This window comes from Blautia segnis, assembly GCF_014287535.1.
Taxonomy (GTDB): domain Bacteria; phylum Bacillota; class Clostridia; order Lachnospirales; family Lachnospiraceae; genus Blautia_A; species Blautia_A acetigignens.
In genome coordinates, this window is sequence record NZ_JACOOT010000023.1 from 81,689 (window position 1) to 106,874 (window position 25,186).

A 25,186-nucleotide genomic window follows, 5' to 3' on the forward strand; every position below is an offset into this window, starting at 1 on the left:
CTCAACTGTTCACGCTAACATATTATCACGTTTATTTTGTCTTTTGTTCACCCACTTTTTACCCCTGTTTTCACCCTCATTTCACCCTGTTTTTACTCCGTTTTTATCATTTTCAATCGCTTTTGCACCGAATAACTTGATTGACAACCTCTGAATCATCACCCTGCACCACTTTTTCGGTGAGTTGCGTCCGCACCCTGTCTCCCTCACTATATCCTCGTATGACATGCCCTTTATATAGACCGCCTCAAGAGCGTCGTATTTGTACCCCTCACCTGCTGCCTCTGCATCTTCCTTGAGCGATGCAAGAGCCTTTTTCAAGTGTTCAAACAGAATGACCGTCTCTGCACGGCACTCTCTGACCGATTGCAGGAACGCCTTTTCTGCTGATATGTTGTATTTGCCTATATCCGGCACTTGAGAGGTCTCTGATACCGCCTCATTGATATATCGTTCCATTTCACGATAATTCTCAAGATATAGCAAGGTTTTTTCAATGACCGTCTGCTCCTTTTCCTCTTTCATGCTTTTTCCTCGCTTTCTGCTTTCTTCTCATAGGCAGACCGTGCATTTTACGCCAGTTATTCGTGTTTTTGCGATTTTTCGCATCTCTCAAACTGCTCATTTTCAAAATTGCCGTTTTTGCCTATTGCAAAGTCGTTCCTGTTCGCAAGACTGCCTCAACGAACGCCTCTGCTGTTGTTTCAATCTTAATTTCCGGTTTTTTTCGGTTTTTCCGGTTTCGTGACATCCGGATTTGCGGTCGCTTTGTCTGCTGCCGTCTCGATAATGCTCGAAATCTCTTTTTCTGATTTTCCCATCGCCCGAAATCGGTCAATTATGCCTTTTAAGATTCCCATATTATCACAACCCTCCTTTTCGCTTACATAAAAGGCAATTCGCCGTCGACATCGTCCGGAATGTTCATGAATCCGTCTCCTGTGTCTGAATATCCGGCATTTTCTGCCTGTTCTCCTGCTGCTTTCTTACTTTCTGCAAATTCCTGTTCCTCAATCACAACATCCGTCGTATATACCTTTTGCCCGTCTCTGTTGGTGTATGAGCCTGTCTGAATCCTGCCAGTAACAACAATTTTTGTTCCCTGTTTCAGATATTTTTCCGCAAACTCGCCGTTTTTCCCAAATGCCACGCATGAGATAAAATCTGCCGACTGTTGCCCGTCTCTTGCACCTCTCCGGTCGACTGCCAGTGTATAACGTGCCACGCACATGGATTCCTGTGAACTGTTCTGCTGTGTATATCTGACATTCGGGTCTCTTGTGAGCCTACCCATCAATATGACTTTGTTCATTCTCTTTTTCCGTCCTTTCTTGAATCAATCTCTCGTATAAACGCAAATCATCCGGCGGGATGTCGAGATTCCAGTCTCTCGCAAATTCTATCCCGCCGATGAACGCCTCTTTTTCTCTATCAGTCATTTTCCCGCTGCATGACATATTCATTTTGCATTTTCTGCAATCTGACAAGTCCTTTTTTGAACTCAAGGTCATCACCGTTCATGCAGACATCGAATATTTTCTCATAGTCGACAATGTGTGTCTTGATGAACTCTGCCTCTGCTGCCGTCCTGCTCTCATTGATGAACATTCCCTTGACTGCCTCTTTTATCATTTCACAATGGGTCTGTTCCTCCTCTGTCGTTGGAGGTGTGGTTGCAATCATTTTCTCATACGCATTGTCAATCGCTCCTGCAATGAGTTCTTTCCAACCCTTGCCCCGCTCTCCTAATAACTGACATTCAATATCCTCGAAACGGTTTCCTTGCCCTGCTGCCGTGATTCTGATGTCCTTTTTGCCCTTTGCTGCAATCAGAATCAAATCGTCGTCGTATGCCTCCATGTAGTAGTCAAATTTCGCATCAAAATTCGGATTCGGATTGATGATGATTTCCGGTTGACTGCTGCCCTCTGTTTGGATGCTCACTCCGATGTATTTTGCATCTGTCGCCTTTGCATTGATAAATATTGCTTTTAATTCGCTTTTGTTCATGCTGCTCCTCCATTCACTAATCTATTGAGTAACTGTTCATACATGGTTTTGTATGTATCTCTTTCGGTCTGCAATCTGATTGTGTCCTCTGCCGATGCCACATTCGCAATTTTCTTGTTTTCCTCAACATAGACTGCTGCATCCTGTTCAATCTCTGCGATTGCCTCCTCATGTTCCTGCTGCATTGTCTCAATTTCTCTCTTGAGACTGTCGATTTCCTCCTGCTGCTCCTTGATGGTCTTGTAATACTCTTTTGCTGTCTTAATGCCATTATCCAACTGCAAGGAAATCATGAGAGCAATGTCGATATTCTCCATTTCCTTGTCTGTCGCCTCTCCGATATATGTTCCGATGCGTTCCGTTGATACCGAATAAACCTGCTCACACAATACCGTGCTGATTCTGCCTGTTGACCTTATTGTCACATGTGTCGGGAGGTCTGTTTTTGGCTGTGTAGTCATATATACAACCTCAACAACATTGCTGTTCTCATTGTTCTTGTTGTTGCTAACCACTACCGCCGGACGGTCTGCGTGTTGTTCGCTCCCGTTGTAGGATGCCCCCCCTCTGCTGATATAGAACATTTCGCCTCTTTTGATGTCATTCATGATTATTCCTCCTTTTCTACTACAAGACCAATGACACACCATCCGTCCGTCAATCCGCTGCATGTGATGTCGTCGTCTTTGCATGTGATTCTCATGTCTGCTGTTTCTCCGGTTGCTTTACCTGCTGCAAATACTACCAATTTGACGACATTTCCGACCTTGAAACCGTCGTCTTTTGTTATCATGTACGGTTTTCTATATTCTCCCGTGTATTCCTCGAATTTGTCCTGTGACACTCTGATTGTCTTTATTTCCTCCGGTGCTGTTGACGGGAGTTTCTGCATCTTCTCCTCCTGCTCCATCTCACGGAGTTTTTTCTTTGTCTCACGGTCGATTGCATCCTGTTCCTCTGAATATCTCTGCTCGTCGGTCTTGTATGCCTCTGTACGGTTCTTGTACTGGTCGCATGATGTACATGTTCCGGTTTTGACGTTGCATGTCTCATATCCGGTGCAGGAATAACATATTGATGTGATTCCCTCCGGATGCGGTGTCTCATATTCGTCGCCCGCTCTCACTTCCGGCGGGTTCATGCCGATTTCTGTCTCTGTGTCGGATTCTGACACCTGCTGCCCTGCTGCCCTTTCTGCTTTCATGTCTTTCACATCTTTGTGTGTGAGTTCTCCGGTTTCTGTAAATTTCCCCAGTGCCTCCCGCTGCTCGTCCTCTGTCATCCCGCTCAATTCATAGGCTGTGGAAAATGTGAGGCGTTCGCCCTTGAGTTCCTCTTTCCATTCCGGAATCAGATTGTTGTTGACTGCCTCTATTTGAGCAACCTTTGTTTTGCTCATGTGCAGCATTGAGGAAATCACCTCTCTCAATCGTCCGGATTGCAGGTCATATCCCTTGATTTTCTTTCCCGCTGCTTTCATACGCTCAAGAGATGCCTTGAGGCGTGTTTCCTCCTCAATCATGTCTGAAACGGTCTTTGTACGGTATGCATTCGCAATTATGATTTCAACCTGCTCCTCGTCATCGTCCTGCGGTGTCGTCAATTTACTGGTCGCAAGTTCAAATTCTTTATATCCCTTTGATACAAGATACTTGAGAGCCTCCCACCGTCTTTCACCTGCCACGATTCTATATTCGCCCATTTCGCACGGTGCATATACAAGTTCGAGGTTCTGTTTCAGTCCATACATGAGGATGTCTCCTGCCAGTTCCTCAATCTGCTCTACACTGTAAAAATTCATATCATTCCGGTACATCTTGAAAATTGAGATGTCCTTTGTCCGGAATCTTGCTCTCGGAGATTCGTCAATCCCCGCTTTGCTGTTCTTGTTGAGTGCGTCTTTCACGCTGAATCCTGCTGCCATCTGTTCAACCTCCTGTCATTACTCTGTGAGTTTCTGTTTCTTTGTCTCTGTACGCTCGACGTTGATTTCACCCTTTGCATTCTGTGAAATTGATGCTTTGACCCCCCCTCGGAGGTTCAGTGTGACCTTTGCAAGTCCTCCGGTGTAAATCTCCTCGACTGCTGCCTTTAAGATGTTTACGATGCCCTCACCGCATCTCTTGTCCGGTGCTGCATTCTCTCCAAACAAGGCAGATACATTCATCATTGCTTTTTCTTTTCTCTGTTTCTCTTTCTGATACTCGACCGCCTCTGTGCAGTTACATGTCATTGTTGCCTGTTCCTCTGCCTGTGGTTGCGTCAGTTCCTTGTCGGTCTCAATCTGTACCATCTGACCGCAAAACCTGCACTGTGCTGTTTTCACGATGTTTCCCATGTGCTTTCCTCCTTTTTACTCGATAAATTGTTCAGCTTTGAATCTGTCTCCCATATCCATAAAATAATTGTATAAAAAATCTTTCTGATGTTTTGTCAGTGCTTTCATGTTTGTCACTATATATCCGGCATATCCGGACGGATTGTGAATCAGACAATATCCTTTGACCTCCGAAAGAAAATCACGCATGAGGTGTCCGATTTCATTGTCTCCGGATTCTTTCACCCATTTCCAATACTCATCCGTGAACCCTTTTCTTTCGCATATCTGTTCCGCTGATTCTTCATGCGTTCCGAACGGTGATTCCGTGAAAACGCCTGTCGGAGACAACCACCCGAACTCTTTCGTTTCGGTTTTCTTCTGTTCCTGCTCTTTTTGTGCTTGATTTGGCATTATCCCGTTCTCAAAATCATTGAGGTGTTTTCTGAATTTTTCCATGTTTAACTCTCTCGCTGTGATTCCCTCATAATTCAACGGTTCGCCGTTTTCTCCGTTCTTCAGCATGAGCATCCTGCATGTTCCCCATTCCATTTCCGAAAATCCCAGTTCGTAACATTCCATCACATAATACATTCCGATTCTCAAATCCGGATTTCTCTGCACCTCTATCATGTCAATAAAGTTTTTGTTTCCCAGTGCATCCCATACAATGTGAAAATAATATGCAAAACCTTTTTCAAAGGACTTGCATTTTCCCGAACTGTCAAGTGTGATGCAGGTATCGCACCCGCCTCCGCTTATGTGGTATTTGCAGGAGACGTTGTTGCAGGTGATTTTCCTCTTTCCCACATTTACCCCTCCATTTCCTTGAGTAACTCATGCACCACGCATCTGTAATCTTGAGACACAATTCCTCTCTTTGAAAATTTCGGGAGTGGAATCATCGCCGTTGTTGATTTTTCTGCAACGATTGAACGTCGAATCGGTGTGACGAACATGTCAAATCCGGATTCTGTTTTCAACCATTCCTCCACCTCAAGAGAGGTCTTGTTTTTCTGTCTCATTGTCATTAGTGCCTTGATTCTCAAGTCCGGATTGATGTCTCTCAAATCCTCAATCTGTTCCTCAAGGTTCTGCAATGCTTCGATTTCATATCCTCCGACCTTTACCGGAGCGATGACAAGTTCTGCTGCAATCAGAATGTTGATGACGACCATGTCAAGTAGGCGACCACAATCACAAATGCAATAATCGTATGCGTCAGATACTTCCTCCAACGCCTCACGCATCCTTGTTACTTGATTGTCCTCTGATTTGAGCAACAGGTTCATGTCGGTTTTCATGAGATAGCCATTCGCCGGAATGATGTCAATGTGCGAATAGTCGGTCGGTCGAATTAAATCGCCCGTTTTATATGTACCTCCGACACATTCATGTTTCTCAAGCAGTTCACTCATGCCGATTCCGTCCGGTTCATATACCCCGAACGTCTTTGATGTGTCTCCCTGTGGGTCTCCATCTAACACAAGCACTCTTTTCCCCTGCTCCTCGCCCAACATGTAGGCGATTGAATCGGATGTCGTTGTTTTCCCGATTCCTCCTTTTGGTGACATTACTGCAATAATTTTCATTTCGTTTCCTCCTGTTTCTTTTCCATATCTCTTTTTAAGTACCCAAAAAAGTGAGCAATCATGTCCGCAGTCCATGCATCGCCGATGACATCCTCTGCCTCATTTTTAGATAACCCTTTTGTATATCCGACTGGTAGTGTCTGCCCGATTTCCAACTCTCTTGTTGTTAAATATCTGCAAAAATCTTTATAGGCTATCAATCCGGAGTTTTTCCATCTATCTTGTTTTAGCGTTATGCAATTTATTTTTTCTCTATTTGTTACATTCGGACATTCTCCGTTTCCATCACCCCACATTCGTTCTCTGCTCGGCGTTCTATTTACTATGAACTTGTCGCAATATTCTTCATCAGTATCCTTGTAATCTTGAAAATTTATATGCCTATCTTTTGGCAATTCGATTCCTGGAATGTTCGTCCAATACAATCTATCTCTTTGTTGATATGATACTAGGCTACTATTTGCACGAATTGGTTCTACTCCCAAAAGTCTGTTTATAATCTTCTGGTCGTCAATCGGCATCCATACGTTTTCAAGAAAAAAAGTATTTAGGATTGTTCTCTTTCAAAATCCTTAAATATTCAAAAAATAGTGAACTTTGTTCTCCTGCTAACCCATCAATCACGTTGCAGTGTGATGTTCTCGCTCTGCTAAAATTTTGGCATGGCGACCCGCCTATTATGATGTCAACATCATATTTTTTTCCGTCAACTTTCCTTACATCTCCTATCTGTTCGATTGCATCTCCCCAATTATTAAAGCTGCATTTCATAGCCTTTGTTTTTATTTCTGATGCATAGTATTTTTCCACATCGAATCCCGCTCTTTTTAGAGCCAACATTCCGACGCTTATTCCATCAAATAGACTTAATACTCTGATTTTCATGTTTTTATCTCCTGTTATATATAAATTGTGTAATACAGTTTCATTTGCAATTCTTGAAACTTGAAATCCGGCGTTTCGTCCGGTCGTAGTGGTGACATGAGGTTCAATTCTTTCCATTTCCTATGAGTAATCTCCGGAACTGTTCTGAATTTCACAACCTCGTCAAATTTATACTGTTCATAGAGTTTGCAGTTCGTGTGACCGACCTCCGGTGCAAATAATGCAAGATACCCGACGAATATCTCCTCGTCTCCCTTGATGATTCGCAGCATGTCCGCACTCTCTAATGTGTTGAGTAAATCCGCAAGTGTCATGACCTGCCTCCCTTGACTTTCCCGTCCTTGAGGATGCTGTTATTCGGGAATGACATCATCCCTTTATTCTCACCTTGAATGAACATCGCCTTTATTTCATTACCGTCAATCAATTCAAGATACTCCTCAAGGACTTTGATTGCCTCCTCTGCTGAATAGCAGGTTGCAACAAAATGTCCTGCTGCTGCCATGTCTGCAAGGAACTCTTTTTGTGTGTCCTGCTGCCTGTTGTTGCCGTATTTCATTTCGATAAACAATCCGCAGTAAATCCCTTTCGGATATGGGAGGCACAAATCAGAAACACCCGCCTTGACACCCATCTGCTTGAATTTGACTGCCTCCTGCTTGTTTCTGCTGCCTCCGTTCGGTACATGGAACAACCATCTCAATTCCGGATAACGGTTCATGTTCCAATTCGCCCACGACACGACATTGATTTGCTCTGTGTCCTCACTTCTCATTGCATATTTCATGTTCATTTGCCTTTGCCCTCCTGTCTGCATGTGTCATAATATTCGCAGAACAAACAAATGTGTCTGCAATCCTTGACCTTGAACATCCATGTGAACCGTTGCAGCTTGTACCGCAGTATGTACCCGATTTGTGCAATGTACGGATGTTTCTGTCTGTATGTTTTCATTTGTCCTGCTCCTCCATTTCTAAAATCATAAAAGCATGTATGAAAATGCTCTTGTGTTTCCTGCCGAACTGGTCTTTTGCCGGAGGCACTTCATGCATGTTCTCAATCGTTCTCTTTGCCTCCCACCATCGGCGTGTTTTCCCGTCTCTCGAAATCGGTTTGAAATGTACCTTGACCGTTCCCTTGACGACGGAAAACTGGTCTCTGTCTACCCGCAGGATGTCATTGAATCCCGCTGCCTTGACTGCTGCCTCTGCTTTTCGGAAATACCTCTCTTTCGATTCCGGTTTCCAGTCAAACCTCATTTCCCGACCACCTCCTCAATCTCTTTCATTCTCTGCATGATTGCCGTGTTGTATGAATAGACATACACGCCGTTGTTCCACAAATGTTCCCTTGCACCTCTTTCACCGTAGTTGTACGCTGCAAGTGCATCCTGCACCGTTCCGTATTTCTTGAGGAGATACGAGAGGAAATCAATCCCGACTTTCACATTCTGATATGGGTTCATGAGGTCGGTGCAGTTCAATTTCTGCATCCGGTCGGTGTGCCATTTCTCATATATCTGCATATATCCCTTTGAGTTCCCGTTGTCTCCGGTCTTGTCGAACTCATATCCGGATTCATACTCTATGATTGCCAATACAAGGGCATACGGAACATCGTTTTGCTTGCATAGACATCTTGTGTATATCTGCATTTTCTCCGGAAAATAGCCTTTGTCTGCATACTTCTCCGGCAGGTCGTAGAACACGAATCCCTCAAGGTCATCACTCCCCCAGTCCTCGGACATGGTATCAAACACCTTGTATTTGTCCTCGATGCTCTCTGCCGTCTGTGTCATTGTTTCCGGATTCTGTATCACTTCCGCTTGCGTCGTCTCCGGTTTTTCCTCCTGCTGCTCCGGTTCTTTGACATTGAACAATATCACGCAAAATCCTGTCAGTAATACCGCAATCAATGTGATGTGAAATGCATTATATAAACCTGCTCTTTTCAATGCCCGTCTTATCCGTCTTATTCGTCTTTTCACCTGTCGACCTCCTTTTCCGCATTCGTGCATGTATATAAAACATGCAATTAAAATCGTTGTAGTACACTGCTGCATTCGTGAAATCCATGTCCGGATACCACTTTTTCAATGTCTCCGGAATGGAATCCCTATCCTTGACCATCTTGTCAACGAATGAGCCTATTTTTTTATAACTGCCTCCTGCTGCCGGACGTTTGGAATGAACGACCTTGATTCGTGGGTCTCTCAATCCTTGTGAACTGTTCCACCTCTTTTCCGACGGAACACGGTTCTTTTCCTCGACGATATAATTCGCCATACCGGACAGACCGTTTTCGTCCGTCTGCAATCGGCGAACCTCATTCCTGCTTGACTGTTTCCAACAGGATTCAACCGTCTCCATGTCTAACGCTCCATCCATGACAATGTGATGATGCCATCTGATTTCCGCATCCGGATTGTATGCGGTCACATAGACATATTTCGCATTCGGGAGACCTCTCTTTTTCCTCTGATAGTTGATGCGTCTGATGTACTTTTGCACATTCTTGATTGCTGCATCCACATCCCCGTCCGGTGGGAGATGCTCGTCATCATAGGTCAATGTCATCCAAATATCACGGTCACTGAAATTCTCATTGATTAGCCTCTCAACATATTTCCGTGCGTTCTTGTCATTCAGATTCTTTTGAGCCTTGTTGTTGTCTTTCTTGATAGTTCTCCCCTCCGGAGGTACTTCATCCATGCTCCGAAACTGCGGATATATCTCAATTTCAAACTGGTCTCCTGCTGTTATCTCTTTCAGTGCATATATAACTTTCTTTCGATGTTGGAACAGGTTCTCAATGAACCACTCATGCATGTCCTCCATCGCTTTGTTATATGCTGCCTCATAATCATACGGGATATATTGCATCCCTCTTTTTCTTGCCATCTGACACAATCCTCCTGTTATGTTTTCGTAGACTTGTTATTATCTATTACAAGGACGATAAAAGTTCCGAAAACCCTTGATTTTATAGACCTTTTCGGTCGCTTTTCAAGTTGCTTTTTTGTGTCAGATTTGCTATAATATTTCTATCAGTTAGCGACTGACACAATCAGTCGATACAAGGACGACCACTGCAATGGTTGTCCTTTTTTCTTTGCTCTCATGCTCCTGCTATGTACTGCCCCGCCGTTATGACGGGGCGTTTTCATTAAACGGCTGCAACCGCCTCTTTCTGTTCCCATCTGCGACGCTCCTCTGCTTTTCCTGCTGCCTTACCCTCGGCATACGCAGACATCACCATAATGGTCATTGACTTTCCCTCAAGGTCGTCAATATTCATGAATTTTTCTGCCATGCTCTCAATCACTGCCTTTTTCTCGTTTCTCGTCATTTTTCAACACCTCCTCGGATTCTCTCAATCTCTTTTTCTATGTTCTTTCCGGAATAATCTGCAAGCAGTTTTTCCGAAATGTGATACGTCCAAATTGAGGACATCTGCACCGCCGTTCCTATCGGGAGTTTTCCCTGCTGCATTGCTACCCTCACGAATTGCGGTGACACATTGAGGATTGCTGCTGCCTCTGTCGGCAATATTCGTCCTATATCCATCCTGTTTCCTCCTGTCGGTGGTTCTCTCGGTCTTTTCATCCCGTCCACCTCTTTTCCGGCAATGTATACCGTGTTGATGCTTTTCACATTAAAAATCATCGAAAACCTGTTGACCATCCACGCACTTTCTAGCAGGTGCGACCGCTGCCATGTTTCCCACGGTATCGCTGAACGATGTCTTTCGGCTTGCCATCGTCAGAGTGTCGGTTGCCATCCGGACACTGACGGGGCGACTGCTGCCCCGTTTCGGCTTTAATAATTCAGTTCAATCGGCTTTTTCTTTTCGTCGATGCAATCCTCATAATCGAAATCAAACCATGTGTCTAAATTCAAATCGTGTCCGTCTTTTGCCAGTCTCTCAAAATCTTTTTCCTCAAGTGGCTTGATGATGTATTTCCCTGTTTTGATGTCAATGTCTACCAATTCAACATATTTGATGTTGTAATAGCATCCGTTCGGTGTCTTTCTGTAACCGCTCTTGTCTCTTACGACCATTCGTTTGATGTCTTTTTTCCTTTCCGGCTGTGGGATGCTCTTGAGCATTGTTCTGATGCTCTTTACAAATTCCGCTTTTTCAAGGTTGCTACTCATATATAATGTTTCAATCGCTCTGTACTGTTCGTTTGTTACTGCTCTACCTGCAAGGTTTTCAAATTCAGATTTCATCATTGTTTTGTACCTCCTGTGTTCTTTGTAAGAACAGTATAATTCCTTGAAAGAACAATGTCAACTCTTTTTTGTTCTTTGAAAGAACTTTTTTATTGATTTTTGTCTCTTTCGGTGTTATGCTTTAGAAAATAGAGGAGGCGATTTCACATGACACAAGGCGAACGAATCAGAGAAGTACGAAAAGCACTCGGTCTCACCCTTGAAAAATTCGGTGAGAAAATAGGAATGAAAAAGAACTCTGTCAGTCAAATTGAAAACGGAAAAAACTCCGTTACTGAACAGGTTATCAAATCAATCTGCCGTGAATTTAATGTTGATTATATATGGTTGACTACTGGTGACGGTGAGATGTTCGTTGATACCGACGATGATTTCATCGAAAGAATCGACCGCATCATGGTAGGTGAGGACGATGCCCGCAAGAATCTTTTCAAGGCACTACTTGAGGCAAGCGACGAGGACATCGCAGCATTTCAAAGAATCATAGATTTATTTGCATCAAAAAAAGACTGACAGTCTTTCAACTGCCAGTCTCATGGGTGTAGAGATACAACACGAATTTGTATATCCTCTTGAGGATGCGTTCGCTGTGTATCTTTCCGACTATTTCGACAATAGCCTCTTTGTAATTCAAGGGAGACACCACCCCCTTTCCGAATTGCATTGTATCATATATTTCCATGATTGTGGAAATATCGAGGTTGATTTCCATAATCATGGAAATCGTTCCTCCTGCTGCCGGAATCCCGCTGCATTATGGTACAATTATTTGTATTCGGATTCAAACAGGTCGGTGATGTTCACGCCTAATGCAATCGCTATCATTTCAAGTTGAAACAATGTCGGTGACACCTTACCGTTTTCGATGTTGTTTATCGTAGATTTTCCGATTCCGGATTTCTTCGATAACTCCATCAATGTGAACCCTTTTGAGGTTCTCACTTCCCACACAAGGATTTTCATTCTGCTCACCTCCTCTCTTGAGGAAAGTTTACAGAATGTTGATTTTATAGAAATGGAGGTGTGTTCATGAAATACGGTGTCAGAAAGCCAAACATTAAGAAAAGCATCAAGGCAAGAACAACAGGAAAAGTCAAACGGCAGGTCAAAAAGGCGGTCAATCCCCTTTATGGTAAAAAGGGAATGGGAATCGTCAACGACCCGAAAAAGGCAGCATACAACGCAGTGTATAACAGAACTACCGTCGGCGTGTCCGACATCGCAAAAGGATTGACGGCTGCAAACGGAAATCCTGCTGCATCCAGTTCCACAAATGCACCGCAGAAAAAGGAATACTCTGCAAATACATACAGTGTTTGCGGAATCCTCATGATTGTTCTCGGTGCTGTCCTTGCACTTTTAGGATTGATTCTATTGCTTGCTGTTCCGGTTGCCGGAATAATTGCTATTGTGTTCGGTGTCGCATGTGTTGTCATCGGTCGCAAGTATAGAAAAGTCGCAAAAGAACGCCGTGCAAATGAATAATGCACAATAAAAAAGACGACCCACACTGCAATGTGAATCGCCTTTGTGAAACCTCCGTCTCATGCTCCTGCAAAAAGCACCGACAGAATGTTCCTGCAAACACCATTCTATCATAAAACCGTGCTTTTTGCATTGGTTTTATTTTTTATACTCTTTTTTAGGATGGTGATTTTATGAAACTACCGAACGGATTCGGAACGGTTTACAAATTATCGGGAAATCGACGGAATCCTTATGTTGCCAAAAAGACAAAAGGATGGGAAATCGACCCGAAAACAGGTAAATCAAAACAATTATATACGGTCGTCGGATATTACCCGACCCGTAAAGAGGCATTGACCGCACTTGCGGAGTTCAATGCAAATCCTTATGATGTGGATGCTGCAAAAGTCACATTCGAGGATGTATATGAGCGATGGTCTGATGAACATTTTCCGACCGTCAGTGATTCCAACGTCAAGGGTTATCGTGCAGCATGGGCGTTGTGTGATAAACTTGCACGGATGCGGTTTGTCGATGTCAAACTCGACCACCTGCAAATGATTGTCGATGAATCCGGCAAAAATTATCCAACACTCCGGAAATTGAAAGTCCTGCTCGGTCTGATGTATAAATACGCCGTGATTCATGAGATTATCCCAAAAGAACGGAATCTCGTTGAATACCTCGACATCAAAAAGGCAGGAAACCCGAACGCATACAACCGGAAACCTTTTTCAAAGACAGAGGTCAAAAAGATATGGGATGTCAAGGATTCAAATATATATTATACTGTCATCCTAATGCTGATATATACCGGATGCAGAATCGGCGAACTCCTCGACCTCAAGAAAGAAAATGTGAACCTTGAGGAAAGATATTTCAAGATTGTCGCCTCGAAAACTGCTGCCGGAATCCGTACCGCTCCAATCTCTGAAAAGGTTTATCCGTTCTTTGAATACTGGTACAACCTCAATGATTGTGAATATCTCCTCTCTACTCCGGAGGGTGAACATTTCAAATACCGGAATTATTATGATTCGTACTGGTCGCCACTTATTGAGACCCTCGGAATGAAACACCGTCCTCACGATACCCGTCACACATGTATTTCCATGTTGACGGTTGCCGGAGTGTCAGACAAGGTCATCAAGAAAATTGTCGGTCATAAAGGACAGGGTGTGACAGAGGTCGTATATACACATTTTGAAATTGAGGAACTGATTGACGCTATCAACAAAATATAGAGGTGTGCCATGAATAGAACTGAATACAAAAACAATTTCGGGCGTGAGCATTACGAACGAATCAATCTCGTTGTACCTAAAGGCATGAAAGACATCATCAAGGCTCTTGCATCCAGTAAAGGAATGTCAGTCAATGCGTACATGCAAGACCTTGTCAGAAAAGACCAATGCGGTTTATTTGATACAATGCAGATTGCAGAAAAGAACAGAGACATGATTTCCGGAATCACCGGAAACATGCACGACGGATATGACATCATTTTCAAGGACGGTCATTCCTGCCATTGCAGGACGAAAAAGGATGTCCGGTCATGTATCATTGAATACTGCAACGAAAAGGGCGATTGATTCGTCCTTTTTTTATTGCGAAAATGTGTCTTACACAAGACTTGCAATGTCTTACACAAGACAGTGTTTTCCGTGTTAGTTACCTGTTAGTTATGTGTTAGTTACCGTTGAAATTTCGTGTGTTTTTGTGGTATCTGATAGATTTATCGGAATATAAAGAAATCCCCGAAAACTCGATGTTTTCGGGGAAATTTGCTCTTTTCTGATATTCGTTTGAATTATCGCTTGCTGAACTGCGGAGCGCGACGTGCTGCTTTGAGACCGTATTTCTTACGTTCTTTCATACGAGGATCACGAGTAAGGAATCCTGCTGCTTTAAGAACTGGTCTGTACTCTTTATCTGCTTCAAGAAGGGCTCTGGAGATACCATGTCTGATAGCACCAGCCTGTCCTGTATATCCGCCACCGTGTACATTTACAAGGATATCGAATTTACCATCTGTTTCGGTAGCAGCCAGTGGCTGACGAACGATAACTTTAAGAGTATCTAATCCGAAATACTCATCGATGTCTCTTTTATTGATAGTGATTTTACCAGTACCTGGGGTAAGGTAAACTCTTGCTACTGATTTTTTTCTTCTTCCTGTTCCGTAGAATTTTGCGCTAGCCAATGTTTTCTACCTCCTCATTAAAATGTTAAAACTTCCGGTTTCTGAGCCGCATGTTTGTGTTCAGGTCCGGCATAAACGAAAAGTTTTGTGTACATTTCTCTTCCTAATGGTCCTTTTGGAAGCATACCTTTAACTGCCAGCTCAACAACTTTCTCAGGTTTCTTAGCCATCATCTCTTTTAATGTAGTCTCTTTCATTCCACCTACATAATCAGAGTGATTGTAGTAGATCTTCTGATCCATTTTCTTACCTGTAACTTTGATCTTGTCAGCGTTAACAACGATTACATAATCACCTGTGTCAACGTGTGGTGTAAACTGAGGTTTGTTCTTTCCTCTTAAAACGCTTGCTACGCCAGAAGCCAGACGGCCAAGGGTGCAGCCTTCAGCGTCAACTACATACCATTTTCTCTCGATTTTATCTGGATTAGCCATATAAGTCTGCATGGTTTTACCTCCTGTTATTTATCAACGATTGTTTGTATAAATGCGATATCTCGCATATTTTAGTAATATGGAAACGATGGTGCAATTACTGCGGAAATGTCCGAAACCGCTGATAAATACTGTCGCCGGGGCTATTGGCTAAAGTATCTCGCACTACGTCACATTGAGTAATTATATTATAACCCCTCTCTTCTGTCAACTACTTTTTCCCCATATTTCCATATTTTTTTCAAAAAGTTTTCCACATTCTGCCAGAGATTTGAACTAGATTTTCCACAAAACATATTTCCTGTATCCACCGCATGCACTTTTCTCCACAATCGTCTGAGAAAATGCCGACTAAATTAGCACACCCAAATTATGTATGATTTTATAAATTTCCACTAGCAATTTCCCTGACAAGATGTTATATTGGAAAGAATGTATTTTCGGATACGGGTACCCTTTTATTTTTTCTTCTTATATGATTGAGGTGAGGTTTTTTATGATAACATTTTTATCCCGTTTTTTCATTAAAGATTACAAAGATTACGCTTCCCCCAAGGTACGCCAGTCTTACGGCATGCTGTGCGGAGCTGTAGGAATTGCCCTGAACATTTTTCTTTTTCTTGGGAAATGGCTGGCAGGCATGTTAAGCGGTTCCATTGCCATCACGGCAGACGCCTTCAACAACTTATCAGACGCCGGCTCTTCTGTGATTACCCTTGTAGGCTTTAAGCTCTCCGGACAGAAACCGGACACCGAGCACCCCTTCGGACATGGACGAATGGAATACATCTCCGGGCTTCTTGTCTCTGTTGCAGTTCTGATCATGGGCTTTGAGCTGATCCGTTCCTCCATTGACAAGATCCGCACACCGGAGCCAATCGAATGCAGCCCGATCATCATCCTGGTACTGGCAGCTTCCATTCTGGTGAAAATTTATATGTACACTTACAACCGCGGAATCGGCCACAAAATCGACAGCACTGCCATGCAGGCAACTGCAGGCGATAGTTTAAGCGATACTGCCGCTACCAGCCTGGTGCTTCTTGCAACCATTATCAGCCAGCTTACAGGACTGATTCTGGATGGCTGGTTCGGTGTTCTGGTGGGAATCTTTATTTTCTATACCGGAATCACAACTATGAAGGATACCATCGATCCGCTCCTTGGTCAGGCTCCGGAGAAAAATCTGGTAGAAGAAATCGAGGAAATTGTTCTCGCCCATCCCCTTGTCCATGGCATGCACGACCTGATCGTCCACGACTACGGCCCTGGAAGACTGATTCTCTCCCTACACGCCGAAGTACCGGAACATGGAGACCTGCTGATCATCCATGACGAGATTGACAATATCGAGCACGAACTCCAGGACAAACTGAACTGCTCCGCAACCATCCACATTGACCCTATCGTCACAGACAATAAAGAGGTCAACGACATGCGCACCCAGATTGAGGAAGTTACCCACAATCTGGACCGCCGCCTTTCCATCCACGATTTCCGTATGGTAGAAGGCCCCACCCACACCAATCTGATTTTTGATGTGGCCGCTCCTTTTGAGTGTAAACTTACCAACGTAGAGATAACCAATCTCCTGAAAGAGCGAATCCGCAACATGGACGATGGCAACTACTGCGCCGTCATCCAAATCGACCGCGTTTATTTCTAATATTAAGCTGCGCCAAAATTCCCCCAGACAGTATTCTTACTGTTTGAGGGAATTTTTCTGCACCTTTCCCTAGAGCGTGTTTGAAAAAGGCTTGCTGCAAGATGTGCGTCACAATTTGTGGGAGATTTTGCCCGGATGAGGGCGTCGTAGCGGGCTACGACAACCGAATTCGGGTGAAATATACCGCAAAGTGGGGCGTGCAGATTGCGGGAATGATTTTGGGGGCAGGCTCTAAAATACATCAAAGCTTTAAAGATCACAAGTGTCCGAATGCGTCCGCCTTGAACCATATCTATCTTATATTCAAATAAACATCCTCCCTTGTATGGAATCCCCCGTCAATAATCACCTCATCCATATTCTCCGCCGTCACCGCAATAGGATCAATCTTATAATAAGGAATCTCATACGTACCGTCATTAAACGTCTCTTCCGCTTTATACTCCCCGGAACCAGATGTAATATCCTCCCCATTTCCAAGAGCCACCGCAAACTCCGCCGCCGTATTCGCCTCCTGCTCAATAGGTTTGTAAACCGTCATCTCCTGGGTGCCTTCCACAATTCTCTGACAGGCCGCCAGATCCGCATCCTGCGCAACCACAGCCACCTTTCCAGCCAGCCGGTTCTCCGACAAAACCTTCACCGCCTGACTGGCCAGATCATCATTTCCGCACATTACACCCACAATATCCCTGGTTACTTCCAGTCCCTTGTTCACATGATTCCCAGCCAGTTCCGCCAGCCAGTTATCACAGTAGCCAGTATAAACAACATTCAGATTGCTTCCCTCCAGAGCTTTGTTAAACCCTCGCACAACTTCATCCACATTTTTATCTGTAGGAGAACCATTAATCGCAAAAATATTTCCCCCGTCAGGACAAGCCTGCATCAGCGCCTCGCCCATAAGAGTTCCCACCTTTTCATTATCAATGGTAATATACAGGTCTGCATTGATATTCCCCACTATACGGTCGTAACAGATCACATAAATCCCCTTATCCTTGGCTTCCTTCACCACATCATAAAGGGCATCTCCGTCAATAGGGATCACCACGATCACATCCATATTCTTCTTAATAAAATACTCAATCTGCGAAATCTGCTCTTCCACCACGCCCCCGGCAACCTGCACATTCACCTCTGCCCCAAGGCTCTGCGCTGTGGAAACAAACATATCCCGGTCCCGAAGCCACCGCTCGATTACAAAAGAATCAAAACTCAGTCCAATTTGCAGCTTGTCCTCTTCCTCTTTTTCCGTCTTTTCAGGCTCCCTTTGGGCGGTACCGCACCCAGCTGTAAAAGCCAGCGCCAGAACCATAATCAGAAACGTCCATCTTCCCTTTTTCATTTTCCATACCTCGCCTTATATTCGCTTGGTGTCATATCCATCTGCTTCTTAAAAATCCTGCTGAAATAATTAGGATCCGAGTATCCGCTCTGAATTCCGGCTTCCTTCACGCTTATATTGGCATCCACCAGAAGCTCTTTTGCTCTCTCAATCCGCACTCTGGTCAGATACTCAATGAAATTTTCTCCTGTCTCATCCTTAAAAATCTTGCTGAAATAATAAGGACTGATATTCACCTGCCCGGAAACATCATCCAGGGAAATATCCCTGCTGTAATTTTCCTGAATATAAACCATGGCCTTCTTCACTGCTGAATTGGACTGATCCACCTTCTGGTCACGGATCGCACGGCACACATTCACCATTTTCTCCTGAAACCACTTATGAAGCTCTTCATAGGTGGAAAGAGACATTGCTGTATCCAGATAATCTCTGCGGTAACTGAATCCATAATTGATCGCCCCGCACTCAAATGCAATCTTCTCGCTCCAGATAATAAACTCCAGGATCTTCAGACGAATATTGTTCATATCCTGGGAATAATGCTCCACCATCCAGTCAAAGAAGAAATTCACCTCCTGAAGCATGCCTTCCTCATTTCCCTCCTCCAGGAAACGATACATCCGCTTCTCATTGTTGCCGGGAAATGCTTCATCATACACACCATTCTGGGAAAGATCCTCAATATGTATCACACGGCTGAGGCTGCCATTCAGCGCACGAAGAGCCTCGCGGTAAGAACGCTCCATCTCCGCCATCTCCCAGATTCTTCCGATTCCTACACGGAATTTAGCATCCAGACGGTTCTCCAGCCTTGCCACCAGCTCCCTGGCTTTTTCCACCAGATCAATACGGTCCTCATAAGGATTCTGGGAAATCTCGCAGGGAACTACCACAGGGATACGATTAGACATAATATTTCCTACCACACAGGGAAACGCGGATTTCACCACATCCCGAAATTCCGGGTAAAAGCTCTGCGCCTTCACATTCATCCCAACCGGGCTCACCAGCCTGCCGTTCTCATAGCTCTGCCCAAACTGCACCACCATAACAAACCCCTGTGCATATGCAATATCCAGAAGCTGCTGGTAATAATCTGCTGCCTGCATCTCCTTCTGGAAAAGCAAAGCACTTACATAGCTTGACTCCACAACAGGAATTACCGTTTCCAGTTTTTCCTGAATTTTCAACAGATTGCTTCTCTGATCACGAACTTTATCCACCTTTGCCGTGGCTTCTTCCACAACGGAAATGATTTTTCCTTTTGAAATAGGCTTGGTAAGATACTTTTCCACACCAAGATCAATGGCATCTTTCGCATAATCAAATTTGTCATAGGCAGAAATCACGTAAAACAGGGCAGAATTGTTAAACTTGCGTATTTCCCTCATCGCCTGGATTCCGTTGATTCCCGGCATGTGAATGTCCATAAACACAATATCCGGGTGAAAGGTTTCCGCCTTCTCGATCACCACTCTTCCTGTTTTAGCTGTCTCCACAATGCATTTTTCTCCAAATTCAGCCAGGATTATGCCTTTAAAAGCCTCCAGCATAAGTCCCTCGTCATCTGCTATCAGAATACGGTACATATCTTCATGCTCCTCTTCGTTCTTGCTTACTCTTCCCCTTCATTTTCAACAGGCAGCGTAATATGCACGCTGGTTCCCTTTCCAAGGCCGTCACTTTCTATGATAAGAAGCCCTTTTTGCTTATAATACAGCTCCAGCCTGTCGATTACATTTCCTACCGCAATTCCTGTGGAATAACGGTCCTCCCCATTGTTCCGGGCCCTTCCCGCCATTACAGACTGAATCATTTCCGGTGTCATTCCGGCACCATTGTCGCTGACTGTGATTTCCAGATCTTCTCCGGCCTTATGGATGGACATTTTGATTTTTCCGGTTTCCATACAGTCATGAATGCCATGCTGAACTGCATTTTCCACCAGCGGCTGCAGGATCATGCTGGGAATCCGGAAATCACCGATTCCCTCATCCACATCCTTTTCGTAATGGATGTCCCCTGCAAACCTTACATTTAAAATATAAATATAGTTGTCAACTGCTTCCACTTCCTCAAAAAGCATGGCATCGTCTTCCATTTTCCGCACATTATACCGGAAAAAATCCGCCATTTTTTCCAGAAAAATGCCAGTCCTCTCTGCATCCTCCAGCATGGCAAGCTGTGCTCCTGCATTCAGGCAGTTAAAAAGAAAATGGGGATTGATCTGGGCCTGAAGGTATTTCAGCTGAGCCTCCTTCAGATGAGTTTCCATAAGAAGCTCCCGCTCCTTCATCTGGGCCTGCTTCTCCATGCTCTCCCTCTGCTGGGCAATGTGAATGCGGATGCTGTCCAGCATCTGGTTAAAGCTTCTTGTTACAACGCCGACCTCATCCTCACACACTACCGGCAGAACCGGCACATCCAGATTTCCCATTGCAACCTCATGAGCTGTATTGGAAAGCTGGGTCAGCGGCCGGATCATAGAGCGCACAACCAGTAAAATAATAACCACGCCCACTGCTGCCACAATAAAAATAACTACCAGTGCCAGGCGATACAGCACATCCATAGAGGACAGAAGGATCTGGTAATTCGCAGAGTTGGTTCGAAAGCGCAGATTATTTAGCTTGTAAATGTAAGAATTAATATATTCATACAGCTGAAGCTCTTTTTCATAGGAAGATTTATATTTCTCAATATTTCTTCCTCGCTTGGCCTGAACCGTCTCGTTTGTTTGATCCAGATAGCTCTCAGACATTTTGCGGATATTTTTCTCCAGCATTTTCACTTCGCTGTCCACATTGCGGTCATTGAGCCCGTCCAGAAGCTGTCTGTAATCCTGCTCATAGCGATAGTAATTTTCCAGGGCTTTGCTTCCCTTTGTATTCAGATATTCGTAAACGGTTCCCTCCAGTTTATTCAGGGACTCAGACAGGTCATTGATCGCTGTATTACTGGAAAAAACAGCGTCAATGCGGTCCACGCCCATGTGGATCTGCTCAAAAATAAAAAAATTAATGCATACTACAAAGATCATGACCAGAACCATGGCAGCACTTAACCTGGTCTGGATGGAATTCTGCATCGAAAGGCTTTCTTTTTGTTCTCTCATTGATTCGCCCCCGTTCTGTAGGTTCCCACATTTTTCCGGGTGATCACATTCTGACCTACGCTGTAATAGCTGCTGGTGTGTCCAAGGGAGGAATATTCCTCAAGGGCATTGATGCTGTATCTTCCGATTTCCTCCATATCAAGAGCGATTGCAGAAGAAATGATGCCTTTACTGATGGCATCCAGAATTACATCCGAATAGTAGAAGCCAACAACATCCACGTTGCCTACCTGGTTATAATCGATAAGTGCCTGGTAAACACATTCTGTCACAACCTCATCCATGCAGACCAGCACGTCCGGAAGCGTATTTCCATTTACAAAAATGTCCCTTACAAATTCTTCTGTATCAAAATCAGAGCTGTTGTCAATGCTGTACTCGGAAATATTCACAGACTGATAGCCCTGCTTTTTTTCTTCCAGTTCTTTTTTGATCTGATAATAGACCAGATTAGTCTCCTGGGTTTTGGACTGGGAATTGGACAAAAGAAGCACCTGAGTGGTCTCATGCTCTTTCAAAAGTCCCAGGATCTGCTCAGTGTAGGCATTTCCAAGCTGGTAGCTGTTCAGGCCTACAAAGCTGATCCTTGCGCTGGAAGAGTCATCGGTCAGCACAGTTACAACCGGAATATTCTGGTCCATTGCTTCCTGAATCAGTTCCTGTTCTTCTGCGCTTCCGTCCGCTTCCAGAATGATCCCATCCACCTTGGAGGCGATTCCGATCCGCAGATAATCCGCTTTTGTATAAGTGGACTCTCTTTGGGGCGCGATCAGCTCTACATATGCATCTGCATCCCTGGCTGCCTCGCTGGCGCTCTCGTAGATGGAATCCCACATCAGGGTATTCTCCTCTCCGGAAATCATCAGATAATGTTTTTCATAGCCTGCTGCCCCTTCCCCTTCTCCCAGGTCTACCTGATCCAGAGTTTTCTGGAAATAAATCCAGATTCCGGACAGAAACAGCATGCATCCTGCCAGAACAAAAAAGACAGTCAGTGTGGATTTTTTCATAATTTTACAGTTCCCTTTTCTAAGATACTATAAGTTTAACATATTTACTTAATATGTGCAAAAAGGACCATTGCATTTTCTGCAACAGCCCTTTGCATTTACAACTGCCTGATACAGCAGCTTTTCACTTATTTTGATTTAGTTGGATTTTCTGTTGGAAATAACATCAAATACAACTGCGATCAGAAGTACGGCACCTTTTACTACGTACTGCCAGGAATCACCGATACCCATGATAGACATACCCATGTTGATAACACCAAGGAGAAGAGCACCGATTACAACACCGCCTACAGTACCGCTTCCGCCGTATGCAGAAGCACCGCCGATGAAGCAGGAACCGATTGCATCCATCTCGAAGGAAGTACCTGTACTACCATTTACAGAACCTACACGTGCTGCGCAGAGAAGACCTGCAAGTCCGGCAAGTAAGCCCATATTTGCGTATGCAATAAAGTAAACCTTGTTTGTATCAATACCGGAAAGCTGTGTAGCTTTCTCGTTGCCGCCGATTGCGTAGAAGTAACGTCCAAATGCGGTCTTGGATGTGATGAAGTTGTAGATCATGCAGATTGCAACTACCCATACAAGCATTACGGAGATACCTTTGTACTGGTACAGTTTGTAGCAGTACCACAGAATAACAACTGCGATTACGGCTGCTCTGCTGTAATCAGAAGCTGCTGTGTTCTGGCGATAGCCTTTTTTCGCTTTGTTTGCTCTGGATTTCATAGTGGAGAAAATAACGTAGCATGCAATGATCACACCAACGATCAGAGCGGAATATTTCTTTCCATCATCAAGTCCTGGAATGTTGATATAAGAAGTAAATACATTCAGGAAAGATTTGTTCTGGATGGATACGGTTTTGTTGTCCAGTACCAGGCGGCCGAATCCACGGAAAATGAACATACCAGCAAGTGTTGTGATAAATGGAGGAATTCTCTTATAACCAATCCAGTAACCCTGCCAGACACCAACCAGAAGGCCGATTACCAGACAGAGGATAATGGTAAGTAATGGGTTAAATCCCTTGCTGCCAATGAGAACAGCTGCAACACCGCCTACAAAACAGATAACAGATCCAACGGAAAGATCGATGTTACCACCAGTTAAGATACAAAGCAGCATACCACATGCAAGAACCAGTACGTATCCGTTCTGGAGCATAAGGTTTGACATGTTCTGTGCATAAAGAAGTCTTCCATCAGTAAGAACACAGAACAGGATAAATACGATCACAAGCGCAATGACCATCGTATATTTTCTAAAAAAATCCTTTATTTTGGAATTCATATCGTTTTCCCCCTTGATTATTTCTTCTGATTCTGCATGATATGTGCCATGATGCCTTCCTGGGTTGCCTCTTTCGCATCCAGTTCTCCAGCCATCTTGCCTTCATTCATAATATAAATTCGGTCACACATACCAAGGATTTCAGGCATTTCAGAGGAAATCATGATTACAGATTTTCCCTCTTCTACCATCTGATTGATCAGACAGTAAATATCATATTTCGCACCTACATCAATTCCTCGGGTAGGTTCGTCCAGAATCAGAATATCCGGTTCTGTAAACATCCACTTTCCAAGAAGGGCTTTCTGCTGGTTACCACCGGACAGATTGCCGATACGCTGCTCGTTGGAAGGTGTCTTGGTTCCCATTTCTTCTGTCATCTTTTCTGCAAGCTGTACTTCAAGGTCGGTATTGATGATTCCCCTGTCACAGACTTTGGAAAGACGGGCCAGAGTGGTGTTGAAACGGATGGACTCATCAAGGATCAGTCCGTTTGTTTTACGGTCCTCAGTTACATATGCAAGACCATGCTGGATGGCTGCCCGAGGATCCTTAAGATCTACTTTTTCACCCTTTATATACAATTCTCCGGTAATTGCACTGCCATAGCTCTTACCGAAAATGGACATTGCCAGCTCTGTACGGCCTGCACCCTGCAGTCCTGAGAAACCAACAACCTCACCTTTATGTACTTTAAAGGAAATATTGTCGTCTACAATTTTTTCCGGATACAGAGGATGATGAACAGTCCAGTTCTTTACCTCAAGCATCACGTCCTTGCTTACATTGTGCTCGCGTTTCGGATAACGGTCTTCCATAGGACGGCCAACCATTCCTTTGATGATTCGGTCCTCACTTAAGTCATCCACGCCTTTTGTAAGTGTCTCGATCGTACTTCCGTCTCGAAGAATGGTACAACGGTCTGCACAGTAAATGATCTCATTCAGTTTGTGTGTGATAATAATGGATGTCAGTCCCTGCTTCTTGAATTCCATAAGCAGATCCAGAAGCATTTTTGCATCTTCATCATTCAGGGATGAAGTAGGCTCATCCAGGATGAGCAGTTTTACTTTTTTGGAAAATGCTTTCGCAATTTCAACCAGCTGCTGTTTGCCGGTTCCAATATCTTTAATTAAGGTCTGGGCAGATTCGTGAAGTCCTACCTGAGCCATGTGTTTTTCTGCTTCACTGTAGGTTCTGTCCCAGTCGATGGCTCCTCTTTTATTTTTGATCTCGTTTCCGAGAAACATGTTTTCACCGATGGAAAGCAGTGGGATTAATGCAAGTTCCTGATGAATAATAACGATACCTTTTGCCTCGCTGTCATTAAGCTTTTTAAACTTACATTCTTCACCTTCATAGGTAACCGTTCCAGTATAGCTGCCGTATGGATACTGACCACTTAATACGTTCATCAATGTGGACTTTCCCGCACCGTTCTCACCGATCAGCGCATGAATCTCTCCACGCTGAACTTCAAGGTTAACGTTATCCAAAGCTTTGACACCGGGGAATTCCTTCGTAATGTGTTCCATTACTAAAATATTATCAGCCAAAATGGCGCCCCCTTTCCCATAAAGCAGGCGGGGCTTTTCACCCCGCCCA

At 44.1% G+C, this 25,186-nt stretch carries 36 protein-coding genes; 6 read left to right on the forward strand and 30 right to left on the reverse strand.

Going from position 1 to position 25,186, the window contains the following annotated elements:
• Positions 1 to 81 precede the first annotated feature (81 nt).
• From H8S54_RS10100 to H8S54_RS10190, 19 genes are all read right to left on the reverse strand, one after another.
• Positions 82 to 525, reverse strand: a complete 444-nt coding sequence (locus tag H8S54_RS10100; RefSeq protein ID WP_101874776.1) for a hypothetical protein — start codon at positions 523 to 525, stop codon at positions 82 to 84.
• Between the two features lie 185 nt (positions 526 to 710).
• Positions 711 to 860, reverse strand: a complete 150-nt coding sequence (locus H8S54_RS10105; RefSeq protein ID WP_186901438.1) for a hypothetical protein — start codon at positions 858 to 860, stop codon at positions 711 to 713.
• A 23-nt stretch (positions 861 to 883) separates the two neighbouring features.
• Positions 884 to 1,312: a single-stranded DNA-binding protein gene (locus tag H8S54_RS10110; RefSeq protein WP_186901439.1), complete on the reverse strand. Its 429-nt coding sequence runs from the start codon at positions 1,310 to 1,312 to the stop codon at positions 884 to 886.
• Positions 1,313 to 1,431: 119 nt separating this feature from the next.
• Entirely contained in the window at positions 1,432 to 2,010 is a 579-nt protein-coding gene (locus tag H8S54_RS10115; protein ID WP_055287234.1) for a hypothetical protein, read from the reverse strand.
• The gene (locus H8S54_RS10120; protein ID WP_186901440.1) at positions 2,007 to 2,618 is read right to left on the reverse strand and encodes a type II toxin-antitoxin system PemK/MazF family toxin; all 612 of its coding nucleotides are present in this window, start codon (positions 2,616 to 2,618) and stop codon (positions 2,007 to 2,009) included. The genes H8S54_RS10115 and H8S54_RS10120 overlap by 4 nt, the downstream gene beginning before the upstream one ends.
• 2 nt (positions 2,619 to 2,620) lie before the next feature.
• Positions 2,621 to 3,934 (reverse strand): ParB/RepB/Spo0J family partition protein, encoded by a 1,314-nt coding sequence (locus H8S54_RS10125; RefSeq protein WP_186901441.1) that lies wholly within the window; start codon positions 3,932 to 3,934, stop codon positions 2,621 to 2,623.
• A gap of 18 nt (positions 3,935 to 3,952) precedes the next feature.
• On the reverse strand, positions 3,953 to 4,348 hold the full coding sequence (locus H8S54_RS10130; RefSeq protein WP_226973289.1) for a hypothetical protein: 396 nt from the start codon (positions 4,346 to 4,348) through the stop codon (positions 3,953 to 3,955).
• Positions 4,349 to 4,363: 15 nt separating this feature from the next.
• Positions 4,364 to 5,137, reverse strand: a complete 774-nt coding sequence (locus H8S54_RS10135; RefSeq protein WP_148871916.1) for a hypothetical protein — start codon at positions 5,135 to 5,137, stop codon at positions 4,364 to 4,366.
• Positions 5,138 to 5,139: 2 nt separating this feature from the next.
• Positions 5,140 to 5,919 (reverse strand): ParA family protein, encoded by a 780-nt coding sequence (locus H8S54_RS10140; protein WP_186901442.1) that lies wholly within the window; start codon positions 5,917 to 5,919, stop codon positions 5,140 to 5,142.
• The gene (locus H8S54_RS10145; protein WP_186901443.1) at positions 5,916 to 6,440 is read right to left on the reverse strand and encodes a hypothetical protein; all 525 of its coding nucleotides are present in this window, start codon (positions 6,438 to 6,440) and stop codon (positions 5,916 to 5,918) included. Before H8S54_RS10145 ends, H8S54_RS10140 begins: the two co-directional genes overlap by 4 nt.
• A gap of 10 nt (positions 6,441 to 6,450) precedes the next feature.
• Positions 6,451 to 6,804 (reverse strand): DNA cytosine methyltransferase, encoded by a 354-nt coding sequence (locus H8S54_RS10150; RefSeq protein WP_186901444.1) that lies wholly within the window; start codon positions 6,802 to 6,804, stop codon positions 6,451 to 6,453.
• Between the two features lie 14 nt (positions 6,805 to 6,818).
• Positions 6,819 to 7,118, reverse strand: a complete 300-nt coding sequence (locus tag H8S54_RS10155; protein ID WP_186901445.1) for a hypothetical protein — start codon at positions 7,116 to 7,118, stop codon at positions 6,819 to 6,821.
• Positions 7,115 to 7,597 carry a VRR-NUC domain-containing protein gene (locus H8S54_RS10160; protein WP_186901446.1) on the reverse strand — a complete coding sequence of 161 codons (483 nt, stop codon included), beginning with the start codon at positions 7,595 to 7,597 and terminating at the stop codon, positions 7,115 to 7,117. Before H8S54_RS10160 ends, H8S54_RS10155 begins: the two co-directional genes overlap by 4 nt.
• A gap of 157 nt (positions 7,598 to 7,754) precedes the next feature.
• The gene (locus tag H8S54_RS10165; protein WP_186901447.1) at positions 7,755 to 8,063 is read right to left on the reverse strand and encodes a hypothetical protein; all 309 of its coding nucleotides are present in this window, start codon (positions 8,061 to 8,063) and stop codon (positions 7,755 to 7,757) included.
• Positions 8,060 to 8,791, reverse strand: a complete 732-nt coding sequence (locus H8S54_RS10170) for a lytic transglycosylase domain-containing protein (RefSeq protein ID WP_270525669.1) — start codon at positions 8,789 to 8,791, stop codon at positions 8,060 to 8,062. The genes H8S54_RS10165 and H8S54_RS10170 overlap by 4 nt, the downstream gene beginning before the upstream one ends.
• Positions 8,736 to 9,704: a rolling circle replication-associated protein gene (locus H8S54_RS10175; protein ID WP_186901449.1), complete on the reverse strand. Its 969-nt coding sequence runs from the start codon at positions 9,702 to 9,704 to the stop codon at positions 8,736 to 8,738. The genes H8S54_RS10170 and H8S54_RS10175 overlap by 56 nt, the downstream gene beginning before the upstream one ends.
• A gap of 265 nt (positions 9,705 to 9,969) precedes the next feature.
• A complete protein-coding gene (locus tag H8S54_RS10180) occupies positions 9,970 to 10,152 on the reverse strand; it encodes a hypothetical protein (protein WP_055287211.1) in 183 nt (60 codons plus the stop codon).
• Positions 10,149 to 10,487, reverse strand: a complete 339-nt coding sequence (locus H8S54_RS10185; protein WP_243176776.1) for a hypothetical protein — start codon at positions 10,485 to 10,487, stop codon at positions 10,149 to 10,151. The genes H8S54_RS10180 and H8S54_RS10185 overlap by 4 nt, the downstream gene beginning before the upstream one ends.
• Before the next feature lie 135 nt (positions 10,488 to 10,622).
• On the reverse strand, positions 10,623 to 11,039 hold the full coding sequence (locus tag H8S54_RS10190) for a hypothetical protein (protein WP_186901450.1): 417 nt from the start codon (positions 11,037 to 11,039) through the stop codon (positions 10,623 to 10,625).
• Between the two features lie 147 nt (positions 11,040 to 11,186).
• On the opposite strand from H8S54_RS10190, the gene H8S54_RS10195 reads away from it, so the two are divergent.
• Positions 11,187 to 11,552, forward strand: coding sequence for a helix-turn-helix domain-containing protein (locus H8S54_RS10195; RefSeq protein WP_118588751.1), 366 nt, complete (start codon positions 11,187 to 11,189; stop codon positions 11,550 to 11,552).
• A 7-nt stretch (positions 11,553 to 11,559) separates the two neighbouring features.
• On the opposite strand, the gene H8S54_RS10200 is transcribed toward H8S54_RS10195, so the two are convergent.
• Both H8S54_RS10200 and H8S54_RS10205 read right to left on the reverse strand, forming a co-directional pair.
• Complete coding sequence (locus tag H8S54_RS10200) at positions 11,560 to 11,757, reverse strand: hypothetical protein (RefSeq protein WP_118369655.1); 198 nt, start codon at positions 11,755 to 11,757, stop codon at positions 11,560 to 11,562.
• A gap of 47 nt (positions 11,758 to 11,804) precedes the next feature.
• Positions 11,805 to 12,002 (reverse strand): helix-turn-helix domain-containing protein, encoded by a 198-nt coding sequence (locus H8S54_RS10205; RefSeq protein WP_022164642.1) that lies wholly within the window; start codon positions 12,000 to 12,002, stop codon positions 11,805 to 11,807.
• Between the two features lie 66 nt (positions 12,003 to 12,068).
• Between H8S54_RS10205 and H8S54_RS10210 the strand changes: the two genes are divergently transcribed.
• The 3 genes from H8S54_RS10210 (at position 12,069) to H8S54_RS10220 (ending at position 14,098) form a co-directional block, all read left to right on the forward strand.
• Positions 12,069 to 12,524 carry a DUF3040 domain-containing protein gene (locus H8S54_RS10210; protein ID WP_022164641.1) on the forward strand — a complete coding sequence of 152 codons (456 nt, stop codon included), beginning with the start codon at positions 12,069 to 12,071 and terminating at the stop codon, positions 12,522 to 12,524.
• A 173-nt stretch (positions 12,525 to 12,697) separates the two neighbouring features.
• Positions 12,698 to 13,750 (forward strand): tyrosine-type recombinase/integrase, encoded by a 1,053-nt coding sequence (locus H8S54_RS10215; protein ID WP_118588749.1) that lies wholly within the window; start codon positions 12,698 to 12,700, stop codon positions 13,748 to 13,750.
• Between the two features lie 9 nt (positions 13,751 to 13,759).
• The gene (locus H8S54_RS10220; protein ID WP_055287201.1) at positions 13,760 to 14,098 is read left to right on the forward strand and encodes a hypothetical protein; all 339 of its coding nucleotides are present in this window, start codon (positions 13,760 to 13,762) and stop codon (positions 14,096 to 14,098) included.
• A gap of 218 nt (positions 14,099 to 14,316) precedes the next feature.
• Here H8S54_RS10220 and rpsI read toward each other — a convergent pair whose 3' ends face one another.
• Together rpsI and rplM are read right to left on the reverse strand one after the other, a co-directional pair.
• A complete protein-coding gene (gene rpsI / locus H8S54_RS10225; protein WP_173765305.1) occupies positions 14,317 to 14,709 on the reverse strand; it encodes a 30S ribosomal protein S9 in 393 nt (130 codons plus the stop codon).
• Between the two features lie 17 nt (positions 14,710 to 14,726).
• Positions 14,727 to 15,155, reverse strand: coding sequence for a 50S ribosomal protein L13 (gene rplM, locus H8S54_RS10230; RefSeq protein WP_117853326.1), 429 nt, complete (start codon positions 15,153 to 15,155; stop codon positions 14,727 to 14,729).
• 484 nt (positions 15,156 to 15,639) lie between these two features.
• Between rplM and H8S54_RS10235 the strand changes: the two genes are divergently transcribed.
• The gene (locus tag H8S54_RS10235) at positions 15,640 to 16,809 is read left to right on the forward strand and encodes a cation diffusion facilitator family transporter (RefSeq protein WP_186901451.1); all 1,170 of its coding nucleotides are present in this window, start codon (positions 15,640 to 15,642) and stop codon (positions 16,807 to 16,809) included.
• A gap of 2 nt (positions 16,810 to 16,811) precedes the next feature.
• On the opposite strand, the gene H8S54_RS18975 is transcribed toward H8S54_RS10235, so the two are convergent.
• Positions 16,812 to 16,991 (reverse strand): DUF6783 domain-containing protein, encoded by a 180-nt coding sequence (locus H8S54_RS18975; RefSeq protein ID WP_334298057.1) that lies wholly within the window; start codon positions 16,989 to 16,991, stop codon positions 16,812 to 16,814.
• Between H8S54_RS18975 and H8S54_RS18980 the strand changes: the two genes are divergently transcribed.
• The gene (locus H8S54_RS18980) at positions 16,911 to 17,120 is read left to right on the forward strand and encodes a DUF6783 domain-containing protein (RefSeq protein WP_317259449.1); all 210 of its coding nucleotides are present in this window, start codon (positions 16,911 to 16,913) and stop codon (positions 17,118 to 17,120) included. The two genes, H8S54_RS18975 and H8S54_RS18980, sit on opposite strands and share 81 nt — an antisense overlap.
• Here H8S54_RS18980 and H8S54_RS10240 read toward each other — a convergent pair.
• The 6 genes from H8S54_RS10240 to H8S54_RS10265 form a co-directional block, all read right to left on the reverse strand.
• Positions 17,102 to 18,157, reverse strand: a complete 1,056-nt coding sequence (locus H8S54_RS10240; protein ID WP_021924375.1) for a substrate-binding domain-containing protein — start codon at positions 18,155 to 18,157, stop codon at positions 17,102 to 17,104. The genes H8S54_RS18980 and H8S54_RS10240 overlap by 19 nt on opposite strands.
• The gene (locus H8S54_RS10245; RefSeq protein ID WP_186901452.1) at positions 18,154 to 19,749 is read right to left on the reverse strand and encodes a response regulator; all 1,596 of its coding nucleotides are present in this window, start codon (positions 19,747 to 19,749) and stop codon (positions 18,154 to 18,156) included. Before H8S54_RS10245 ends, H8S54_RS10240 begins: the two co-directional genes overlap by 4 nt.
• Positions 19,750 to 19,775: 26 nt before the next feature.
• Positions 19,776 to 21,275, reverse strand: a complete 1,500-nt coding sequence (locus H8S54_RS10250; protein WP_117853321.1) for a sensor histidine kinase — start codon at positions 21,273 to 21,275, stop codon at positions 19,776 to 19,778.
• Positions 21,272 to 22,285, reverse strand: a complete 1,014-nt coding sequence (locus H8S54_RS10255) for a substrate-binding domain-containing protein (protein WP_021924372.1) — start codon at positions 22,283 to 22,285, stop codon at positions 21,272 to 21,274. The genes H8S54_RS10250 and H8S54_RS10255 overlap by 4 nt, the downstream gene beginning before the upstream one ends.
• Before the next feature lie 138 nt (positions 22,286 to 22,423).
• Positions 22,424 to 23,581 (reverse strand): ABC transporter permease subunit, encoded by a 1,158-nt coding sequence (locus H8S54_RS10260; RefSeq protein WP_117853319.1) that lies wholly within the window; start codon positions 23,579 to 23,581, stop codon positions 22,424 to 22,426.
• 17 nt (positions 23,582 to 23,598) lie between these two features.
• Positions 23,599 to 25,137, reverse strand: coding sequence for a sugar ABC transporter ATP-binding protein (locus H8S54_RS10265; RefSeq protein WP_117853317.1), 1,539 nt, complete (start codon positions 25,135 to 25,137; stop codon positions 23,599 to 23,601).
• Positions 25,138 to 25,186 lie beyond the last annotated feature (49 nt).

Excerpts from the sequence above, each read along its gene's own strand:
- H8S54_RS10100 (WP_101874776.1), bottom strand. The coding sequence starts at position 525 with ATGAAAGAGGAAAAGGAGCAGACGGTCATTGAAAAAACCTTGCTATAT.
- H8S54_RS10105 (WP_186901438.1), bottom strand. The coding sequence starts at position 860 with ATGGGAATCTTAAAAGGCATAATTGACCGATTTCGGGCGATGGGAAAA.
- H8S54_RS10110 (WP_186901439.1), bottom strand. The coding sequence starts at position 1,312 with ATGAACAAAGTCATATTGATGGGTAGGCTCACAAGAGACCCGAATGTC.
- H8S54_RS10115 (WP_055287234.1), bottom strand. The coding sequence starts at position 2,010 with ATGAACAAAAGCGAATTAAAAGCAATATTTATCAATGCAAAGGCGACA.
- H8S54_RS10120 (WP_186901440.1), bottom strand. The coding sequence starts at position 2,618 with ATGAATGACATCAAAAGAGGCGAAATGTTCTATATCAGCAGAGGGGGG.
- H8S54_RS10125 (WP_186901441.1), bottom strand. The coding sequence starts at position 3,934 with ATGGCAGCAGGATTCAGCGTGAAAGACGCACTCAACAAGAACAGCAAA.
- H8S54_RS10130 (WP_226973289.1), bottom strand. The coding sequence starts at position 4,348 with ATGGGAAACATCGTGAAAACAGCACAGTGCAGGTTTTGCGGTCAGATG.
- H8S54_RS10140 (WP_186901442.1), bottom strand. The coding sequence starts at position 5,919 with ATGAAAATTATTGCAGTAATGTCACCAAAAGGAGGAATCGGGAAAACA.
- H8S54_RS10145 (WP_186901443.1), bottom strand. The coding sequence starts at position 6,440 with ATGCCGATTGACGACCAGAAGATTATAAACAGACTTTTGGGAGTAGAA.
- H8S54_RS10150 (WP_186901444.1), bottom strand. The coding sequence starts at position 6,804 with ATGAAAATCAGAGTATTAAGTCTATTTGATGGAATAAGCGTCGGAATG.
- H8S54_RS10155 (WP_186901445.1), bottom strand. The coding sequence starts at position 7,118 with ATGACACTTGCGGATTTACTCAACACATTAGAGAGTGCGGACATGCTG.
- H8S54_RS10160 (WP_186901446.1), bottom strand. The coding sequence starts at position 7,597 with ATGAACATGAAATATGCAATGAGAAGTGAGGACACAGAGCAAATCAAT.
- H8S54_RS10165 (WP_186901447.1), bottom strand. The coding sequence starts at position 8,063 with ATGAGGTTTGACTGGAAACCGGAATCGAAAGAGAGGTATTTCCGAAAA.
- H8S54_RS10175 (WP_186901449.1), bottom strand. The coding sequence starts at position 9,704 with ATGGCAAGAAAAAGAGGGATGCAATATATCCCGTATGATTATGAGGCA.
- H8S54_RS10180 (WP_055287211.1), bottom strand. The coding sequence starts at position 10,152 with ATGACGAGAAACGAGAAAAAGGCAGTGATTGAGAGCATGGCAGAAAAA.
- H8S54_RS10185 (WP_243176776.1), bottom strand. The coding sequence starts at position 10,487 with ATGGTCAACAGGTTTTCGATGATTTTTAATGTGAAAAGCATCAACACG.
- H8S54_RS10190 (WP_186901450.1), bottom strand. The coding sequence starts at position 11,039 with ATGATGAAATCTGAATTTGAAAACCTTGCAGGTAGAGCAGTAACAAAC.
- H8S54_RS10195 (WP_118588751.1), top strand. The coding sequence starts at position 11,187 with ATGACACAAGGCGAACGAATCAGAGAAGTACGAAAAGCACTCGGTCTC.
- H8S54_RS10200 (WP_118369655.1), bottom strand. The coding sequence starts at position 11,757 with ATGATTATGGAAATCAACCTCGATATTTCCACAATCATGGAAATATAT.
- H8S54_RS10205 (WP_022164642.1), bottom strand. The coding sequence starts at position 12,002 with ATGAAAATCCTTGTGTGGGAAGTGAGAACCTCAAAAGGGTTCACATTG.
- H8S54_RS10210 (WP_022164641.1), top strand. The coding sequence starts at position 12,069 with ATGAAATACGGTGTCAGAAAGCCAAACATTAAGAAAAGCATCAAGGCA.
- H8S54_RS10215 (WP_118588749.1), top strand. The coding sequence starts at position 12,698 with ATGAAACTACCGAACGGATTCGGAACGGTTTACAAATTATCGGGAAAT.
- H8S54_RS10220 (WP_055287201.1), top strand. The coding sequence starts at position 13,760 with ATGAATAGAACTGAATACAAAAACAATTTCGGGCGTGAGCATTACGAA.
- rplM (WP_117853326.1), bottom strand. The coding sequence starts at position 15,155 with ATGCAGACTTATATGGCTAATCCAGATAAAATCGAGAGAAAATGGTAT.
- H8S54_RS10235 (WP_186901451.1), top strand. The coding sequence starts at position 15,640 with ATGATAACATTTTTATCCCGTTTTTTCATTAAAGATTACAAAGATTAC.
- H8S54_RS18980 (WP_317259449.1), top strand. The coding sequence starts at position 16,911 with ATGTGCGTCACAATTTGTGGGAGATTTTGCCCGGATGAGGGCGTCGTA.
- H8S54_RS10240 (WP_021924375.1), bottom strand. The coding sequence starts at position 18,157 with ATGAAAAAGGGAAGATGGACGTTTCTGATTATGGTTCTGGCGCTGGCT.
- H8S54_RS10245 (WP_186901452.1), bottom strand. The coding sequence starts at position 19,749 with ATGTACCGTATTCTGATAGCAGATGACGAGGGACTTATGCTGGAGGCT.
- H8S54_RS10250 (WP_117853321.1), bottom strand. The coding sequence starts at position 21,275 with ATGAGAGAACAAAAAGAAAGCCTTTCGATGCAGAATTCCATCCAGACC.
- H8S54_RS10255 (WP_021924372.1), bottom strand. The coding sequence starts at position 22,285 with ATGAAAAAATCCACACTGACTGTCTTTTTTGTTCTGGCAGGATGCATG.
- H8S54_RS10260 (WP_117853319.1), bottom strand. The coding sequence starts at position 23,581 with ATGAATTCCAAAATAAAGGATTTTTTTAGAAAATATACGATGGTCATT.